A 16528-nucleotide genomic window follows, 5' to 3' on the forward strand; every position below is an offset into this window, starting at 1 on the left:
TGGAGATGGAAAGCATGGAAGCTCAGGAGTATCAAGAGACCACTGAACAAGCGGCCCCTGCAAGGGCTGCGCCTGAAGCTGGTTATAATTTTGCATATCTTGATGAGCAAACCAAGCGCATGATCAGGCGCGCCATCTTGAAGGCGGTTGCCATACCTGGTTACCAGGTACCTTTCGGTGGCCGTGAAATGCCCTTGCCATATGGTTGGGGGACAGGTGGCATACAAGTTACTGCTGCCATCATAGGCCAGGATGATGTCCTGAAAGTCATCGATCAGGGTTCTGACGACACCACCAATGCGGTCAATATACGCCGCTTCTTCCGTCGCACCACGGGTGTGGCGACGACAGAAAAAACCACCGCTGCAACCATCATACAAACCCGCCACCGCATCCCGGAAACCCCTTTGGCAGAAGGCCAGATCATGGTGTATCAGGTACCCATTCCCGAGCCCCTGCGCTGGCTGGAACCCAGCGAAACCGAGACCCGCAAACACCATGCGATGGCGGACTATGGCCTGATGAGTGTCAAGCTGTATGAGGATATCGCCAGGCTGGGCAAGATAGAAACTGCCTATGATTATCCGGTCATCGTCAATGAGCGCTACCTGATGCGGCCTTCACCGATACCCAAGTTTGATAATCCCAAGATGGATAAGAATCCAGCCTTGCAATTATTTGGTGCCGGTCGTGAAAAACGCATCTATGCCGTGCCGCCTTATACGCCAGTGAAGAGCCTGGACTTTGAAGATTATCCTTTCGAGATAGAACACTGGGATCACCGTTGCGCCATGTGCGATGCGAATGACAGCTTCCTTGACGAAGTCATCGTCGATGATCAGGGGTCTCGCATGTATGTTTGCAGCGATACAGATTATTGTCGCTCCCGCAGGGAAGAACAGGCATGAGCAGTATCAATATGAATAACACTCCGCCGTTGCTACAGGCACGCAATGTCAGCAAATTTTATGGTGGCAAGACTGCTTGTGAGCAAGTCAACCTGAGTCTGTATCCCGGAGAAGTCCTGGGTATAGTCGGTGAATCTGGCTCTGGCAAATCCACGCTGTTGAATTGCCTGGCAGGACAGTTGCAGCCAGAGCAGGGAGAAGTCTTGTTCAATACCCGTGATGAAGGCATAGTGGATTTGTTCACCATCAGCGAAGCGCGCCGCCGCTTGCTGGCGCGTACAGACTGGGGATTCGTTCATCAAAGTGCCAGGGATGGTTTGCGGGTAGAAGTCTCTGCCGGTGCCAATGTCGGTGAACGCCTGATGGCAGTTGGAGCCCGCCATTATGGTCAGATACGTGCAGAAGCGCAGGACTGGTTACACAGGGTGGAAATTGATGCAAATCGCATTGATGACTTGCCACGTGATTTCTCAGGCGGCATGCAACAGCGCTTGCAAATCGCCCGTAACCTTGTGACCAAGCCGCGTCTGATTTTCATGGATGAACCTACTGCCAGTCTCGACGTTTCTGTACAGGCGCGTTTGCTGGACTTATTACGCCAACTGGTATCGCAATTGCAGGTGGCTGCTGTCATCGTCACCCATGACCTGGCGGTGGCACGTTTGCTGGCTCATCGCCTCATGGTCATGCGCCATGGGCAAGTTGTGGAAGAGGGTTTGACCGATCAGGTGCTCGATGATCCGCAACATCCGTACACCCAGTTGCTGGTGTCGTCCGTATTGCAGGCTTGAGGAGCATATGTTGAAACGTATCGTCGTTGAAGGTCTGTCCAAAGACTTTACTCTGCATCTGCAAGGCGGGCAGGAAATGTCTATCCTCTCTAAAATAGATATGCAGGTGGATGCAGGTGAATGCGTGGTCATCCACGCACCATCAGGTGCAGGCAAGAGCACCCTGCTGCGCTGCCTGTATGCCAATTACCGCGCCAGCAGTGGCAGTGTGAATATCTGGCATGAAGGCAATTGGGTCGATGTGCAGTCTGCACCTGCACAACAAGTGCTGGCTGTCAGGCATAGTACCTTGGGCTTTGTGACCCAGTTCCTGCGTGTGATACCACGCATCAGCACACTCGATCTGGTGGCAGAGCCCTTGCTCATGCGCGGTGTGGAAAAGCAGGCAGCGTATGAGCAGGCAGAAGAATTATTGTCGCGCCTGCGCATACCCAAGCGCCTGTGGCAAATCCCGCCTGCAACTTTTTCTGGCGGTGAGCAACAACGCGTGAATATCGCCCGCACCATGATTTGCGATTACCCCATACTCTTGCTTGATGAACCAACCGCTTCGCTGGATGAAGCCAATCGCGCCACTGTCATCGATATGATCAATGGTGCGCGCGAACGCGGTGCTGCTGTCGTCGGTATCTTCCATGATGAAGCTGTGCGCCAGGCGCTGGCAACCAGAATTTTTTCCATCCCCGCAGCGGTTTCCTTGGTGGCAGCATGATGAACAGAATAGAAAACGCTAAGATCGTCCTGGCTGATAAAGTCATTAGCGGTTCGATGCTGGTAGAGCAGGGCAGGATAGCTGATTTGACTGAGGCAGCGCGCGCTTCCAGTACCACTGGAACAGACGACTGGCAAGGCGACTATCTGTTGCCAGGCATGGTAGAGCTACATACCGACAATCTGGAAAAACACCTGATGCCACGCCCCAAAGTGGTCTGGCCTACGCTGCCTGCGATACTTGCGCATGATGCCCAGATCGCTGCGTCCGGCATTACGACCGTGCTCGATGCAATTTCAGTTGGCGATATCGATTCAGACAGCCTGCGCAATGACACTCTCGAATCGTGCACCAAAGGTTTGCGCATGGCCGCAGACTCAGGCATCTTGCGGGCAGATCACTTCCTGCACATGCGCCTGGAACTTGCAGAAGAAGGCTTGCTGGACATGTTCGCCCCTTATCTGCATGACGAACGCTTGAAGCTGGTTTCCCTGATGGACCATACGCCCGGCCAAAGACAATGGACAGACCTGACCCATTACCGTGTCTATGTATCCGGCAAGCGCGGCTGGAGTGAAGAAAAAGTCGATTCCATGCTGGAGCGTTTATTGCTCAGGCAAGTCGCTTATGCAGCATCCAACCGCCGCGCCATCGTCGCCAGTTGCCGCGCTCTGGACGTGCCTGTACCCCTGGCTACCCATGATGATACTACCGTGGAGCATGTGGTCGAAGGTGTCGATGATGGTGTGACGATATCTGAATTTCCCACCACCGTGGCCGCCGCTAGGGCTGCCCGTGAACAAGGCCTGGGCATCATCATGGGCGCACCGAATATGGTACGTGGTGGTTCACATTCCGGCAATGTATCGGCAGCAGAACTGGCCAGGCTGGATTTGCTCGATGTACTGTCTTCAGACTATGTACCAGCCAGCCTCCTGCATGCGGCTTTCCTGCTGCAAAATGAAGGTTTTGCCTTGCCCAAGGCGGTGGCGACCGTGACACGTAATCCGGCGCGCATGATAGGCCTGCATGACAGGGGGGAGATTGCCGTGGGATTGCGGGCTGACTACATGCGTATACGTGTGGTGAGCGGCATACCTGTAGTCATGGGAGTGTGGAAAGCGGGTAACAGGATTGCTTGAATCGCTTAAAACCTAAGACCTCTCACCACAGAGGCACAGAGACACAGAGGAAATTCAGAGAAAAACTGAAATGATTCTGTGTCTCAAGTTTTATGGCGATTAATTTCAAGTATTAAATCAATCCTGATCCAGATGCAGCGAAATCACACCAGTAGCAGGTGTGGCACAAGGCTCGTCATCAAATGCGATGTCACCATTCGGATTCGCCTCGCCATCAATTTTCAAATCAGTGAAGTTGAACAAATTCTTGTCCATCAGATGTGAAGGGGCGACGGTGGATAACGATGCAAAAATATTGTCCACACGGCCAGGGAATTTCTTGTCCCATTCACGCATCAGGCCCTTGATTTGCTTGCGCTGCAAATTTTCTTGCGAACCGCATAAATCGCAGGGGATGATGGGGAAGTTCTTTACTTCGGCATAGCGTTCAGTATCAGCTTCCTTGACATAGGCCAGTGGACGGATGACGATGTGCTTACCATCGTCGGATTGCAGCTTTGCTGGCATGCCTTTGAGTTTTCCACCAAAGAACATATTCAGGAAAAATGTTTCCAGGATGTCGTCACGGTGATGGCCGAGCGCGATCTTGGTTGCGCCCAGTTCATCGGCCACGCGGTACAAGATGCCACGACGCAGGCGTGAGCACAACGAGCAAGTTGTCTTGCCTTCCGGTATCAGGCGCTTGACGATGCTGTAAGTATCCTGGTTTTCTATATGGTACGGGATGCCCAGTTTTTCCAGATAGGCAGGCAGGATATGGTCTGGAAAGTTAGGTTGTTTCTGGTCCAGATTGACGGCGACGATATCGAAATTGATGGGCGCGCGTTCACGCAGGGTCATCAAGATATCCAGCAGGGCATAGCTATCTTTGCCGCCAGAAAGGCAAACCATGACCTTGTCGCCTTCTTCTATCATATTGAAATCACCTATCGCCTGGCCAACCAGGCGGCATAAGCGCTTGTGCAGTTTATTGTTTTCGTAGGTGATTTTTTCCTGTGACTTGACCGTGGCTTTTACTTCAACCGGGGCGTCCATCAATGTATCGTTCAGAGCTTGCATGGTAGTGTTTAAATGTCGGTTTTGATCTTGAATACTTCTACGCCTACGCCTTCGCAATCCGGGTAAACATCAGGTTTCATGGTGGAGATGCGTACAGCGCGCACCTTAGGATGTGCCAGCATGATTTTGGCGACATCATCACACAGGGTTTCTTGCAGATGCACGTGACCCTTGGATATACGCTCTGCTATCGTGCCGCGCATGAAATCATAATCGACGACTTCTTCGAGTTGATCATCCTTGGGCGTAGAAAGCGCCAGCGGGATATACAGGTCCACATTGAAGAGCACGCGTTGCTCGCCCTTTTTCTCGAACTCATGCACGCCTATGTTGATGGAGATTTCGTAATTACGCAAGAACAGGCGGCGGCAGTCTGAGAGTTGGGGGTGGTGCAGAATGGATAACATGATAGTCCTGGGATTAAGGTTAAATAGCTTGGTTTGCAGTTGCCAAAAACATGACATCGCGCTGCAAGGGAATAAGGTGTTGGCCACCATCGACGAGGATGGTGGTGCCGGTCATGGCCGGGCTGTCAGCCAGAAAACAGACGGTGCGGGCAATATCCTCAGGCGTGCTGGAGCGGCCCAGGGGCGTGACCTGATGTGCCTGCTGGAAATCTGCCGTGCTTTGATGGCCGGATTCCATGGTGATGCCGGGAGCTACGCCAACTACGCGCACTTTAGGCGCCAGTGCCTGCGCCAGCGTTGTCGTGGCACATTGCAGCGCGGCTTTGGACAGTGTGTAAGACAAAAAATCGGGATTCAGGTTGTACAGCTTTTGATCAAGCAAGTTAATGAGGCAGGTTTGCTCGCCATCCGCTGTTGCTGCATGCAGGGCCTGCGCCAATATGATGGGCGCAGCCAGGTTTGCATGCATATGCCTGTCCAGGCTGGCATGGCTGAAGCTGTGCACATCATCTTCGGCGAACAGAGAGGCATTGTTGACGATGCAATCTATCTTGCCCATGGCGGCTATTGCGGCGGGTAACAATGCATGCGTTGCCGTTTCATTAGCCAGGTTTGTCTGCAAGGCATGCGCGCGGCGGCCCATCGCCTGGATTTCTGTCACCAGTGTCTGTGCTTCTGCGGCCGAATTGCCATAATGGACAAGAATATCCCAACCCTGCCGCGCCATATGCAGGGCGATATGCCGACCTATGCGTTTGGCGGCACCAGTGATCAGTGCGGTGCGGGGCGTGTACTTATTGTTGTTCATGTCACTCATGGAAATTCTTAACAAGGATTACTGCGTTTTCAATACAATGCGGCTATGCATAAATTATCTCTACCTGTGCCTGGCGATGATGCGCTGGCCGCCTCATCTGCTTTGCAACAACTGATTATCGACGACATCCACCAACATCAGGGCTGGATACCGTTTTCGCGCTACATGGAACTGGCACTGTATGCGCCTGACCTTGGTTATTACAGCGGTGGTGCCACAAAATTAGGCAAAGACGGTGATTTTACAACCGCACCAGAAATGTCGCCGTTATTTGGTGCCACCCTGGCCAGGCTGGCAAATCAGTTATTCAGTCAAACTGCGGCCGAAGTCATGGAATTCGGTGCAGGCACGGGCAAGCTTGCCCTGGATTTTTTGTCGGAATGTCAATTATCTGGAATCGCGATAGAACGCTATTTTATCGTGGAATTGTCCGGCGAACTGCGTGCACGTCAGGAAGAATTGCTGAAAGACTTTTCACAAGTGCAATGGTTGCAAAAAATGCCAGATTCTTTTTCAGGTATCGTGCTGGGAAATGAAGTGCTGGATGCCATGCCAGTCGACCTCGTCATCAAGACGGCGGACGGCTGGCATGAGGTCGGTGTGGCAGTGGTGGATGAGGAAAGCACGCCAAGGCTGCTTTTCCGCGAACAGTCAAAGGCATGCACTCCTGATAAGATCGCGCAAATTCCCGGCGCAGATGAATTGCCAGTAGGTTATTTGACCGAAGTCCATCCTATCGCTGGCGGCTTTATGCAAAGCCTGGCAGCCATGTTGCTCGCCAGTGGCAAGCCAGCAATTGCGATACTGATTGATTACGGTTTTCCGGCATCCGAGTATTATCACCCGCAACGATTGCAAGGAAGCCTGATGTGCCACTATCGCCATCATGCGCATCCTGATCCTTTTTATCTGCCTGGCTTGCAGGACATCACCGCTCATGTTGATTTTACGGCCATGACCAGGGCAGGGCTGGCAGCTGGGCTGGAGCTATTGAACTACACCAGTCAGGCAGGTTTCCTGACTGCTGCAGGCATCGCCGATGTGCTGGCGCGCACTTCGGCAGAACAAGTCATGGACTATCTGCCTAAGGCAAATGCTCTGCAAAAACTGGTTTCGCCCGCCGAAATGGGTGAATTGTTCAAGGTGCTGGTCATGGGCCATGGCATGGAATTGCCTGAAAATTTATTGCGTCTGGACCGCAGTCACCGCTTATGATGGCAGACAACTTGATGTAAGTTATAGAAATTGCCCAATGGCAATTGAACAGGAGCAAATTTTGTTACGCTGGGTACTAACCATCTTTATCGCCGTCGTGGTGTTTTCCAGCTTGCTGCCCTGGCTGGAAAAGCTGGGCATAGGTCGTTTGCCAGGCGATGTGCGTTTCAAACTGTTTGGTCGCAATTTCTCTTTTCCCTTTGCTTCAACCATACTGATCTCTCTATTTGTCTTGTTGTTAGCAAGGATATTCAAGTAAATGCGTTAAATATGTTAAAGCCTTGCAACATTGTTGCTGCATAGGGGTAAAGTTTCCATATCAATGCGCCGTCACTTTAATATAATGAAATGGTCATTTAAGCCAACTCAGGCTTGATGCGGTTTGCCGGCCCTGGACGACGGGTTGGTGCGCACTACAGCGAGATCAACAATAAATTACGCTAAAGGTTGAAATGAGCGAACTCAGCGATATCAGGGCATTGCTCATTGAACCGCATTCAGGTATGCGGGTCAGTTTGCACAATATGCTGAATCTATGCGGTATTACCAAGATCGAGCATGGTCTGTCGGCCGGTACTGCAGTGCGCGCCATACAAGCCAAGGTATATGATCTGATCTTGTGTGAATATGATCTCGGCATAGGCCAGGACGGCCAGCAACTGCTGGAAGACATGCGTCACCACAAACTGGCACCCTTGTCCACTATCTTTATTATGGTGACTGCTGAGCGTTCGTACGCGAAGGTCGTTAGTGCGGCCGAACTGGCACCATCAGATTATTTGTTAAAACCCTTCACTGCCGACATGCTGCTGGAGCGTGTTATCCGCGCCCTGGAAAAACGCAAAGCCTTTGTCGATGTCTATAATTTGATGGAGCAAGGTTCTATCCCTGAAGCCATCATGGCTTGCCACCATGGTGAACGTGATTACCCCAAATATGCGATCGACTTCATGCGCTTGCGCGCTGAACTGCACGTAATACAAGGCGAAGCTGTTGAGGCGGAAGAATTATATAAATATTTATTTGAATTAAAGGCGGTGGCCTGGGCGCGCTTGGGCCTGGCCAAGACGCTCTTCATGCAGGGTAAATACCAGGAGGCAGAAGAAATACTGAAGAGCCTGGTAGCCGAAAACAACAAATACATGGATGCCTATGACTGGTTGGCCAAGACCCATGAAATGGTGGGTGAGTTGCCAGAGGCAAAAGAGGTACTTGATGTCGCTGTCAGTGTCTCGCCTCATGCCGTGCGGCGTTTACGCAAACTGGGCAAGATCGCGCTGGAGACGGGAGATATCGAGACTGCTGAGAACGTCTTGAAAAAAGTGGTCAGCAAGGCCAAATTTTCTGAATTCCGCGATCCAGAAGACCATCTGAACCTGGTTGATGCCCTGGTCAAGAAAGGTGATACCGAACAGGCCAAATCAGTCGTGCGCGATCTGGAAAAGAATATGTCCAGTTTGAAGAAAACGGCGGCAGTGCGCGCCATTTCTGCCGCTATGATACACGCCAAGACCGGTGACGCCAGATTGGGGGAAGAATTGGGAAATGCCGTGGCAGCCTCCCGGGAAGACATAGGCTTGTCTACCGATGCCAAGCTGGGCCTGGCAAAAAGCTGTCTTGAAAATGATCAGGAAGATAATGCTTCCGAGATTATTCTGGATGTCATGAAAAACGCCAGCAACCAGCAAGTCATGAACAAGGCCATGGGCGTGTTTGAGAGTGCTGGTAAAGGCCACCTTGGCAAGGAGTTGGCACAGCGCAGCCAGAAAGAAGTCATGGATCTGGTTGCCATGGGTGTGCAAAAAGCCAAGCAAGGTGATTTCCGTGGCTCGGTAGAGCTGATGGCCGCTGCGGCACGCAAATCACCTGACAATCCGCAAGTGGTGTTGAATGCGGCGCTGGCTGCCTTGAAATGTCTGGAGAACATGGGCTGGGATCATGCCACTGGTGAGTTGGCGCGCGGTTTGATTGAGTCTGCCCGTCGCCTTGACCCCATGAATCCACGCCTCAAAGCAATACGTGGCTTGTATGATGAATTGCAGAAAAAGTACGGCATCAATGCCGCCCGTGTTGCCAAGTAAATACTAGAGAGCCAGATTTCAGAATGGTTTTGTTTAGAGAATAGGTAGTTGCATAGACCATGGCCATTCAACCTTCTGTTCATTTAGGCGAACACGCACCGGTGACAGCGCGTGATCTTTTGCTCAAAAAAATCAATGAAGAGAGCAATTTGCCTACTTTGGGCGTGTCGATTACCAAAGTCGTCGAAATTACTTCATCAAGCGAAGATCCGGTCGCCAAGCTGGCGCATTTTGTGTTGGCTGACGTCGCCCTGACACAAAAAATACTCAGGTTATCGAATACCATTCATTACCGCACCAGTGCGGGCGCACCTGTTACGACCATATCCAGAGCGATATTTTTGCTAGGCTTTAACAGTATCAAGACCAGTGCCATGGCCATGTTGCTGGTTGATTGTTTCAAGGATAAAAGCCATGCCAATAGTGTCAGGCGCGAACTGGTGCAGGCGTTGTGCGCGAGCATAGTTGGACGTGAAATGGCGCAACGCGGGCGTTTCCAGGATGGGGAGGAGGCTGCCGTGGCGGCCTTGTTCAAGAATGTGGGCAAGATCCTGGTGGCATCTTTTGATCACCCTTTGTACACGCGCATACAAGCGATGCTGCAGACTGGGCAAACCACAGCTCAGGATGCCAGCTCCATGCTCCTGGGTTGCAGCTATGAACGCTTTGGTGAAATGGCTTTGCAGGAATGGAAGATACCCGACACCATCATACAATCACTGATCCCTTTGCCTGGTGGTGAATTGAAGAAGGTGAATACCCGTGCTGAGTGGTTGAGGCAAGTAGCAAGTTTCAGCGATGCGCTGGCTTCCATGATCATGAGTGCAGGCACGGGTACTGGTAGTCTCAGTGAAAAAGCCAAACCGCTATTGCTTAAATATGGCAAGGCACTGGATTTTGACCAGGCCATACTCGATGAAATGCTGGTCAAGGTCGAGACAGAGACCAAGCAACTCGCCAAAAGCATGGACATTGCCATGGGCGATATCCATATCGGTGAAGGCGATGCCAATACCACCAATGGTGTACCGAATGAACTCTTGCTCAAGAATTATGAAGCCGGTGAAATTCAGAACGATGAGCGCCATGCCAGTGGCAAGCCCAAGCATGCGCGTGATCTTTTACTGGCCGGTGTACAGGATGTGACGCAGATGCTGGCATCCGACAGTTTCAAACTGAATGACCTGATCTTGCTGGTGCTGGAAACGCTGTATAGCAGCATGGGATTTCGCTTTGCCACGGTTTGCCTGCGTGATCTGCAAACTGTGCGCTATGTAGCGCGGCTGGCGATAGGTGAAAATTATCAGGAAAGACAAAGAGGCTTTGCCTTCAGCGGCAAGCAAGACCAGCATTTATTTCATCTGGCGATGAGCAATAATGTTGATCTGATGATATCCGACGCCTCTGTCCCCAAGATACAAAACCTGCTACCGGACTGGCACAAGCAATTATTGCCGGATGCACGCAGCTTCATCATCCTGCCGCTGGTCATACAAAAAAAGTCGCTGGGTCTGTTTTATGCTGACCGTGCAGCGAATGCGGAAGAAGGTGTGCCGCCAGATGAAACGGCACTCATCAAAACTCTGAAGAGCCAATTACTGGCCGCCATGATGCGTGGTTAGCCGTATGCGTAGTGTCAGCTAAGTGCTTGTACTGACTGCGTGTATAAGGCATTGGCGTTACAATGCACTGACACTATTAATCATTTCAGCGGGACGAATCTCATGCACTTCACTACCTGGCTTACTTTCTTCTTTGCGGCATGCGTTATCGCGGTATCTCCTGGCTCTGGTGCAGTGTTATCGATGTCGCATGGCTTGAACTATGGTGTCAAAAAAGCCAGTGGTACTATCATGGGACTGCAAGCAGGCTTGTTGTTGATACTGGCAATTGCCGGTGCTGGTGTCGGTTCCATCCTGATGGCTTCAGAGTTCGCGTTCAGCGTTGTCAAAACTATAGGTGCGCTCTATCTGATTTATCTGGGTATCAGTCAATGGCGTGCAAAAAATGATGTGCCAGTTGCCGGCAATGCAGTTGGTGACCGCGTGGCTAACACCCAGGTGCCAGCCCTGTCCAGGCGTTTTTTGACGGGCTTCCTGACGAATGCAACCAACCCTAAAGGCATTATCTTCATGGTCGCTGTATTGCCGCAATTCATCTCGCATGATGCACCGCTCTTGCCCCAGCTATTGATACTGGGTGTGACCATGTGTGCGATTGACCTGGTAGTCATGCATGGCTATGCCTTTGCCGCCTCCATCATGCAGCGTTACTTCCGCGACCCCAAATGGCTGAAAAGCCAGAACCGCTTCTTTGGCGGGATACTGATTGCGATAGGTGCGGCCCTGTTCTTTGTCAAGCGCAGCCCTTCCAATTAAAAAAACCGCCGTTGAATGAAATTACGGCGGCTTTTTTTATCCATTGTTTTTTCAAGCCAAAGGGATTTGCTGTTTCTTGGCAAGGGCGTCGATGTCTTGCCAGATCGTCATTTGATTCAGCAGACGTGTTGCCGGATCCAGCATGGGATTCAGGTTGAAGAAGCGTTCCAGGGAGGTTTCATCAAAGCTGCTATGCTGGGAAAAATTGATACGTCCATACTGCTTGCGGAATGCATGCAATAAATCGGCTGGCGTATCCTTGTGCCAGGATTGCATGAGGCCACCCACCATCAATGCGGTATCGGTGGTCTGTTCCAGCGAACGTGGGCTGCGAGAACTGGCAACATCGCGATAGTCTAGCAGGCGCGGGAAGTATAACTTCTTGATCCATGCTGCGGGTATGCCGCCTTCACGCATGAGTGCGCCGCTACGCCACAGCTTCCAGCTTTTTTCGGCTTCGTTATCGGATACAAAGTGCGTGTCGGCCTTCAGTACGCAATCTTCACCCAGTTCTATTTCCAGTATCACGGGCAAGCCAGCCCCTAAGGCGATGTTTTCCAGTTCCGGCATTTGTGGCTTTTCACCCAACTGGCTTTGCAGGGCATTGACAAATTGTCCCAGCACTTGCTGGTGTTCCTGGTGCAGGCTGCTGGTGGCCTTGCAGAATGCCGCACAGGCGGCAAAATAGGCCATCAGTTCTCCCACCATGATGCCGCTTGCAGGCAGGCTCTCTTCTTCCTGAAATCCCTGGCGTGGCATGTCTGCCGCCAGGCCATGACGCAGGATGGGATACAACTGGGTGGAAATGCAACCAAATTTGACGTGGCTGCCAGCGGCGAGCTTAAATTCTGACATGGCGGCTCAGGCTTTCTTGAATAGAGTGAGGACGTGTTCCGGCGGACGTCCTATTGCCGCTTTATTTTGGTAAGTGACTATTGGCCTTTGCAATAAATGCGGGTGAGAGACGATGGCTGACAAGACTTCTGGGATATCGGCCTTAGCCAGGTGCAGGCTGGCATATTCAACTTCATTATTGCGCAGCATGACCTGTATATCATCTGTGCCTAGTGCTTCCCACAGCTTGTGCAATTCATTAACATGCAAAGGTGTTTTTTGATAATCAATCACTTGCAGGGCCAGTTGAGCGTTGCCCGCATGCGCCTGCACCAGTGCCAGGGTTTCGCGCGATTTCGAGCAGTGTGGATTGTGGTAAATCGTAATCATCTATCTATCATCATTCTATGGTGCTGCCGTGTCAACACGGCATATTTAAATCAGGGTTCAAAATTTGAGTTCCATGCCTAGTAAAACCAGCACTCCCAGTACCGCAAAAACTGCTGCAGCACACCAGCGTACGTACTTGAAAGGAAAATTCGGTGCAGCAATCTTGCCCAGAAATACTGCTGGCACATCGGCAATCAACATACCTAGCGTAGTTCCGGCAATTACCATTGTCAGGTCAGAATATTTTGCTGCCAGTGCCACCGTCGCCAACTGGGTTTTATCGCCAATTTCAGCGATGAAAAAGGTCACGCAAGTCAGCATGAAAACGCCGTAGCGGCTTTCATTGATACCGCCATCATCCATTTCATCCGGTTTCAGCGTCCAGGCAGCAATTGCTAAAAAAGACAGGCCCAGCAGATAGCGCATGACCGTACCGTCTACATGCGTGGCGACCAGTTGGCCCAACAAACCAGCCAGGGTATGGTTGGCCAGTGTGGCGACCAGGATACCCAACACGATAGGGCCAGGCTTTTTATAACGGGCAGCCAATAGTAGTGCAAGCAATTGAGTTTTATCACCAATTTCACCAACGGTGACAGCGAGGACAGAGACGAGGAAAGCTTCCATGAGAAAAGGCGGGATGGGGAAATTTGTCCGATGACAGCTACATCCCGCCCCATCCCTGGTCAGCGGAAACATAACTATCAAAGGTCTTGCCCAATACAGTCAGCGCACATTATTAATGTACTTGCTAAGCTCTGTATCAAACGCACCATGACCAGTTGGCCAAGTATGTTGATGCGTCTTCCCCGAAAAACCGGAGCAGGCTACTCCCCAATGAAAGAGAAGCGCCATTATAACGCATAGCCACCCTGAGATCAGCTTTGATTGATTTGACGATGTTTTACTGGCCCGAAAGATACCTGCTTGCTACACTGAAATGCACAGGAATATCATTTAGCCAATTTGAGGCAAACTGATGACGGCAACTTTATCCAGCTATTTCATGAATTTTTGGTCAGTGGCTGAATTGCATGCGAATGCAATCATCTTTCTGAATCTGGCCGGCGCCATGTTGCTGGGCTTTGTGGTTGGCTACGAACGCTCTTATCATGGCCGCGCTGCTGGCATGCGCACCTATGGCCTGGTGTGCATGGCCTCTGCTGCCCTGGTGGTGATTTCAGGTTACCCTGATTTCTGGTTTGGTTCGCGCGCACTCAATCCTGTCAGTCTCGATCCTTCGCGCACCATACAGGGCATAGTCACCGGCATAGGTTTCCTTGGCGCAGGTGTCATCATGCGTGAAGGTTTTACCATTAGCGGTTTGACGACAGCCGCCTCATTGTGGGCTTCTTCCGCGATAGGTGTGATGGTCGGTGTCGGCTTTTATGCGGCAGCCATTTTACTGGCATTTTTATCGGCAGCATGCATGATCTGGGTATCCAGGCTGGAGTCCTGGTTGCCATCGCGGCCCGCAGTAGCGATCACCATGCAATTCAAGCAAGGATACATACCCAGAGAAGATGCCCTGCGTAAAATGGCTTTGGAGCGCGGCTATGAAATTGCTACTGGCACCTTGAACATCAGTTGCCGCGACGGACGCGCTGAATGGCGTTTTGTTGCCGTGGGACTGAGTCGCAAGCTGGCAACACGCATCAGTGAATTGTCACTGGAACTGGGTGCGTTTGAAGGGATGGAGTTTTACCAGATTGCACATGCGAGAAACTGAATCCTGAGCAAGCAGCCCATAGATCAGGGCAGTTTAACCCCCTGTTTTTCTGATGTGCTGACAGGCACTCCCAGCATGCCCTGCATGAAAATCTGCGTCACCAGGATGGCAAAGTCTGCATAAGAAATTTTGTCGGCCTCCTGATGCGGTTTTAGCCAGGTAAAAGTCCAGTTAATCATGCCAAATAGCAGCATGGTGATGGCACTGCGGTTATGTGCCGTGGTGCGCTCAGGGAAGCTGCGCTGTATTGCTGCGGCAAACAAGTCGACGATTTTTCTCTGTGCATCGAGGATCAGCTTGCGTTGCGGCGATTCCAGGAACTTGACATCATTCAGCAAGGCGATATGTCGGGTTTGGGAGTGTTCATACTCAGCCAGGAAAGCGGCGATCAGGGCAGGCAAATTCTGATGACTCTCTGCCAGAGCGATCAAGACTCTGGTATAACGGTCCAGCAAATCGAACAAGATCGCCTCTTTGCTGGGGTAGTAGTGGTACAGTCTGGCCTTGGAAGTGCCACAGGTTTGCGCTAGCAAACTCATGGAAGTGCCAGGATAGCTATGATTGGCAAAAGCCGTGGCTGCCTTTTCCAGGATATCGTCGCGTTGTAATTGATGATTGGATGCGAGGGTGCGGGCCATGGTGAGAATTTTCGATATGTTGCCAGCATCATAGCTTGATCTGAAGGGTGATGACACTTATGACGAAAATTACAACAATGCCTCAAATGGCTGCGTGAATTCATTTCCACAAAAATGAAAAACAAAATGGTATGTATTAAAAATATCATTTTATTAATTTCAAATAAAATCAAATACTTAGCCTGATTTTTGAGGCTTTCCTTTTCCACATTGAGAAGGAGTTTGCAAATAGGTGTTGACAGATGGGGGAAGTATCTCCATAATCCGGGGTTCCCTGCGGAGAGGTGGCCGAGTGGTTAAAGGCGACAGACTGTAAATCTGTTCTCTTACGAGTACGCTGGTTCGAATCCAGCCCTCTCCACCACAGGTAAAGAATTGAATTAAGAAATTAGCGGCTGAAGTGGTGGCCTTTGCGGGTGTAGCTCAATGGTAGAGCTGAAGCCTTCCAAGCTTATGACGAGGGTTCGATTCCCTTCACCCGCTCCAGTTTTACTTGCGCGGGGTTTTGCGCAGCAAGCTGCCCTTGTAGCTCAGTGGTAGAGCACTCCCTTGGTAAGGGAGAGGCCACGTGTTCAATCCACGTCAAGGGCACCATTTAGTCTGGTGTTTTCAAGTCTGATTTGTCGGGCGCGTGCCTGAGCATTCTCATCAAAATCGTTAGGAGTCCAAAATGGCAAAAGGTAAGTTCGAGCGCACCAAGCCGCACGTAAACGTTGGCACAATTGGTCACGTTGATCACGGCAAAACCACACTGACAGCAGCGATTGCAACAGTACTGTCGAAGAAATTCGGCGGCGAAGCTAAAGCATACGACCAGATCGATGCAGCACCAGAAGAAAAAGCGCGCGGTATTACTATTAATACAGCCCACGTAGAGTACGAAACAGCTGGTCGTCACTACGCCCACGTTGACTGCCCAGGCCATGCTGATTATGTTAAAAACATGATTACTGGTGCTGCTCAGATGGACGGCGCTATTCTGGTTTGCTCCGCAGCAGACGGCCCAATGCCACAAACTCGCGAACACATCCTGTTGGCACGTCAAGTTGGCGTTCCATACATCATCGTATTCCTGAACAAGTGCGACATGGTTGACGATGCAGAATTGCTGGAACTGGTTGAAATGGAAGTTCGTGAATTGCTCTCCAAATACGAATTCCCAGGCGACGACCTGCCGATCATTCAAGGTTCCGCTAAACTGGCCCTCGAAGGCGACAAAGGTCCTCTGGGCGAAGAAGCCATCATGAAGCTGGCTGACGCTTTGGATTCCTACATCCCAACACCAGAACGTGCTGTTGATGGCGCCTTCCTGTTGCCAGTGGAAGACGTATTCTCCATCTCCGGTCGCGGTACAGTCGTTACTGGCCGTATCGAACGCGGTATCGTCAAAGTTGGCGAAGAGATCGAAATCGTTGGTATCAAAGACA

At 51.2% G+C, this 16528-nt stretch carries 18 protein-coding genes, 3 tRNA genes and 1 riboswitch; of the genes, 14 read left to right on the forward strand and 7 right to left on the reverse strand.

The window, feature by feature from the left end:
* Positions 1 to 14 precede the first annotated feature (14 nt).
* From H8L47_RS13115 to H8L47_RS13130, 4 genes are read left to right on the forward strand one after another with little or no spacing between them, the layout of a single operon-like run.
* Positions 15 to 908, forward strand: coding sequence for an alpha-D-ribose 1-methylphosphonate 5-phosphate C-P-lyase PhnJ (locus H8L47_RS13115; protein ID WP_186954038.1), 894 nt, complete (start codon positions 15 to 17; stop codon positions 906 to 908).
* A complete protein-coding gene (phnK, locus tag H8L47_RS13120; protein ID WP_230413719.1) occupies positions 905 to 1699 on the forward strand; it encodes a phosphonate C-P lyase system protein PhnK in 795 nt (264 codons plus the stop codon). Before H8L47_RS13115 ends, phnK begins: the two co-directional genes overlap by 4 nt.
* Positions 1700 to 1706: 7 nt before the next feature.
* Complete coding sequence (gene phnL, locus H8L47_RS13125) at positions 1707 to 2411, forward strand: phosphonate C-P lyase system protein PhnL (protein WP_186954039.1); 705 nt, start codon at positions 1707 to 1709, stop codon at positions 2409 to 2411.
* Positions 2408 to 3553 carry an alpha-D-ribose 1-methylphosphonate 5-triphosphate diphosphatase gene (locus H8L47_RS13130; protein ID WP_186954040.1) on the forward strand — a complete coding sequence of 382 codons (1146 nt, stop codon included), beginning with the start codon at positions 2408 to 2410 and terminating at the stop codon, positions 3551 to 3553. The genes phnL and H8L47_RS13130 overlap by 4 nt, the downstream gene beginning before the upstream one ends.
* Before the next feature lie 117 nt (positions 3554 to 3670).
* Here H8L47_RS13130 and ttcA read toward each other — a convergent pair whose 3' ends face one another.
* From ttcA to H8L47_RS13145, 3 genes are read right to left on the reverse strand one after another with little or no spacing between them, the layout of a single operon-like run.
* On the reverse strand, positions 3671 to 4588 hold the full coding sequence (gene ttcA, locus H8L47_RS13135; protein ID WP_186954073.1) for a tRNA 2-thiocytidine(32) synthetase TtcA: 918 nt from the start codon (positions 4586 to 4588) through the stop codon (positions 3671 to 3673).
* Between the two features lie 32 nt (positions 4589 to 4620).
* The gene (locus H8L47_RS13140) at positions 4621 to 5019 is read right to left on the reverse strand and encodes a dihydroneopterin aldolase (protein ID WP_186954041.1); all 399 of its coding nucleotides are present in this window, start codon (positions 5017 to 5019) and stop codon (positions 4621 to 4623) included.
* 19 nt (positions 5020 to 5038) lie between these two features.
* Positions 5039 to 5836, reverse strand: coding sequence for an SDR family oxidoreductase (locus H8L47_RS13145; protein WP_408057693.1), 798 nt, complete (start codon positions 5834 to 5836; stop codon positions 5039 to 5041).
* 45 nt (positions 5837 to 5881) lie between these two features.
* Between H8L47_RS13145 and H8L47_RS13150 the strand changes: the two genes are divergently transcribed.
* The 5 genes from H8L47_RS13150 (at position 5882) to H8L47_RS13170 (ending at position 11510) form a co-directional block, all read left to right on the forward strand.
* Positions 5882 to 7051, forward strand: a complete 1170-nt coding sequence (locus H8L47_RS13150) for a class I SAM-dependent methyltransferase (protein ID WP_186954042.1) — start codon at positions 5882 to 5884, stop codon at positions 7049 to 7051.
* Positions 7052 to 7112: 61 nt separating this feature from the next.
* Positions 7113 to 7310: a DUF2905 domain-containing protein gene (locus H8L47_RS13155; protein ID WP_110254951.1), complete on the forward strand. Its 198-nt coding sequence runs from the start codon at positions 7113 to 7115 to the stop codon at positions 7308 to 7310.
* 193 nt (positions 7311 to 7503) lie between these two features.
* Positions 7504 to 9132: a tetratricopeptide repeat-containing response regulator gene (locus H8L47_RS13160; protein ID WP_186954043.1), complete on the forward strand. Its 1629-nt coding sequence runs from the start codon at positions 7504 to 7506 to the stop codon at positions 9130 to 9132.
* A 59-nt stretch (positions 9133 to 9191) separates the two neighbouring features.
* Positions 9192 to 10754, forward strand: a complete 1563-nt coding sequence (locus tag H8L47_RS13165; RefSeq protein ID WP_186954044.1) for an HDOD domain-containing protein — start codon at positions 9192 to 9194, stop codon at positions 10752 to 10754.
* A gap of 102 nt (positions 10755 to 10856) precedes the next feature.
* Entirely contained in the window at positions 10857 to 11510 is a 654-nt protein-coding gene (locus H8L47_RS13170; protein ID WP_186954045.1) for a LysE family transporter, read from the forward strand.
* Positions 11511 to 11561: 51 nt separating this feature from the next.
* On the opposite strand, the gene H8L47_RS13175 is transcribed toward H8L47_RS13170, so the two are convergent.
* From H8L47_RS13175 to H8L47_RS13185, 3 genes are read right to left on the reverse strand one after another with little or no spacing between them, the layout of a single operon-like run.
* The gene (locus H8L47_RS13175; RefSeq protein ID WP_186954046.1) at positions 11562 to 12365 is read right to left on the reverse strand and encodes a hypothetical protein; all 804 of its coding nucleotides are present in this window, start codon (positions 12363 to 12365) and stop codon (positions 11562 to 11564) included.
* A gap of 6 nt (positions 12366 to 12371) precedes the next feature.
* Positions 12372 to 12734, reverse strand: coding sequence for an ArsC/Spx/MgsR family protein (locus H8L47_RS13180; protein WP_186954047.1), 363 nt, complete (start codon positions 12732 to 12734; stop codon positions 12372 to 12374).
* A gap of 57 nt (positions 12735 to 12791) precedes the next feature.
* On the reverse strand, positions 12792 to 13361 hold the full coding sequence (locus H8L47_RS13185; protein ID WP_186954048.1) for a TMEM165/GDT1 family protein: 570 nt from the start codon (positions 13359 to 13361) through the stop codon (positions 12792 to 12794).
* 92 nt (positions 13362 to 13453) lie between these two features.
* A riboswitch (yybP-ykoY riboswitch) is annotated at positions 13454 to 13582 on the reverse strand.
* 131 nt (positions 13583 to 13713) lie between these two features.
* Here H8L47_RS13185 and H8L47_RS13190 point away from each other — a divergent pair.
* A complete protein-coding gene (locus H8L47_RS13190) occupies positions 13714 to 14463 on the forward strand; it encodes an MgtC/SapB family protein (protein ID WP_186954049.1) in 750 nt (249 codons plus the stop codon).
* Positions 14464 to 14486: 23 nt separating this feature from the next.
* Here H8L47_RS13190 and H8L47_RS13195 read toward each other — a convergent pair whose 3' ends face one another.
* Positions 14487 to 15101, reverse strand: a complete 615-nt coding sequence (locus tag H8L47_RS13195; RefSeq protein ID WP_186954050.1) for a TetR/AcrR family transcriptional regulator — start codon at positions 15099 to 15101, stop codon at positions 14487 to 14489.
* A 278-nt stretch (positions 15102 to 15379) separates the two neighbouring features.
* Here H8L47_RS13195 and H8L47_RS13200 point away from each other — a divergent pair.
* The 4 genes from H8L47_RS13200 to H8L47_RS13215 form a co-directional block, all read left to right on the forward strand.
* Positions 15380 to 15465: transfer RNA gene (locus tag H8L47_RS13200), tRNA-Tyr, on the forward strand.
* A 48-nt stretch (positions 15466 to 15513) separates the two neighbouring features.
* Positions 15514 to 15587 (forward strand) — tRNA-Gly (locus H8L47_RS13205).
* Positions 15588 to 15620: 33 nt separating this feature from the next.
* A tRNA-Thr gene (locus tag H8L47_RS13210) sits at positions 15621 to 15695 on the forward strand.
* Positions 15696 to 15771: 76 nt separating this feature from the next.
* A partial coding sequence (locus H8L47_RS13215; protein WP_186954051.1) for an elongation factor Tu occupies positions 15772 to 16528 on the forward strand: 757 nt, incomplete at its 3' end.

Source organism: Undibacterium umbellatum (genome assembly GCF_014284125.1).
GTDB classification, from domain to species: domain Bacteria; phylum Pseudomonadota; class Gammaproteobacteria; order Burkholderiales; family Burkholderiaceae_D; genus Undibacterium; species Undibacterium umbellatum.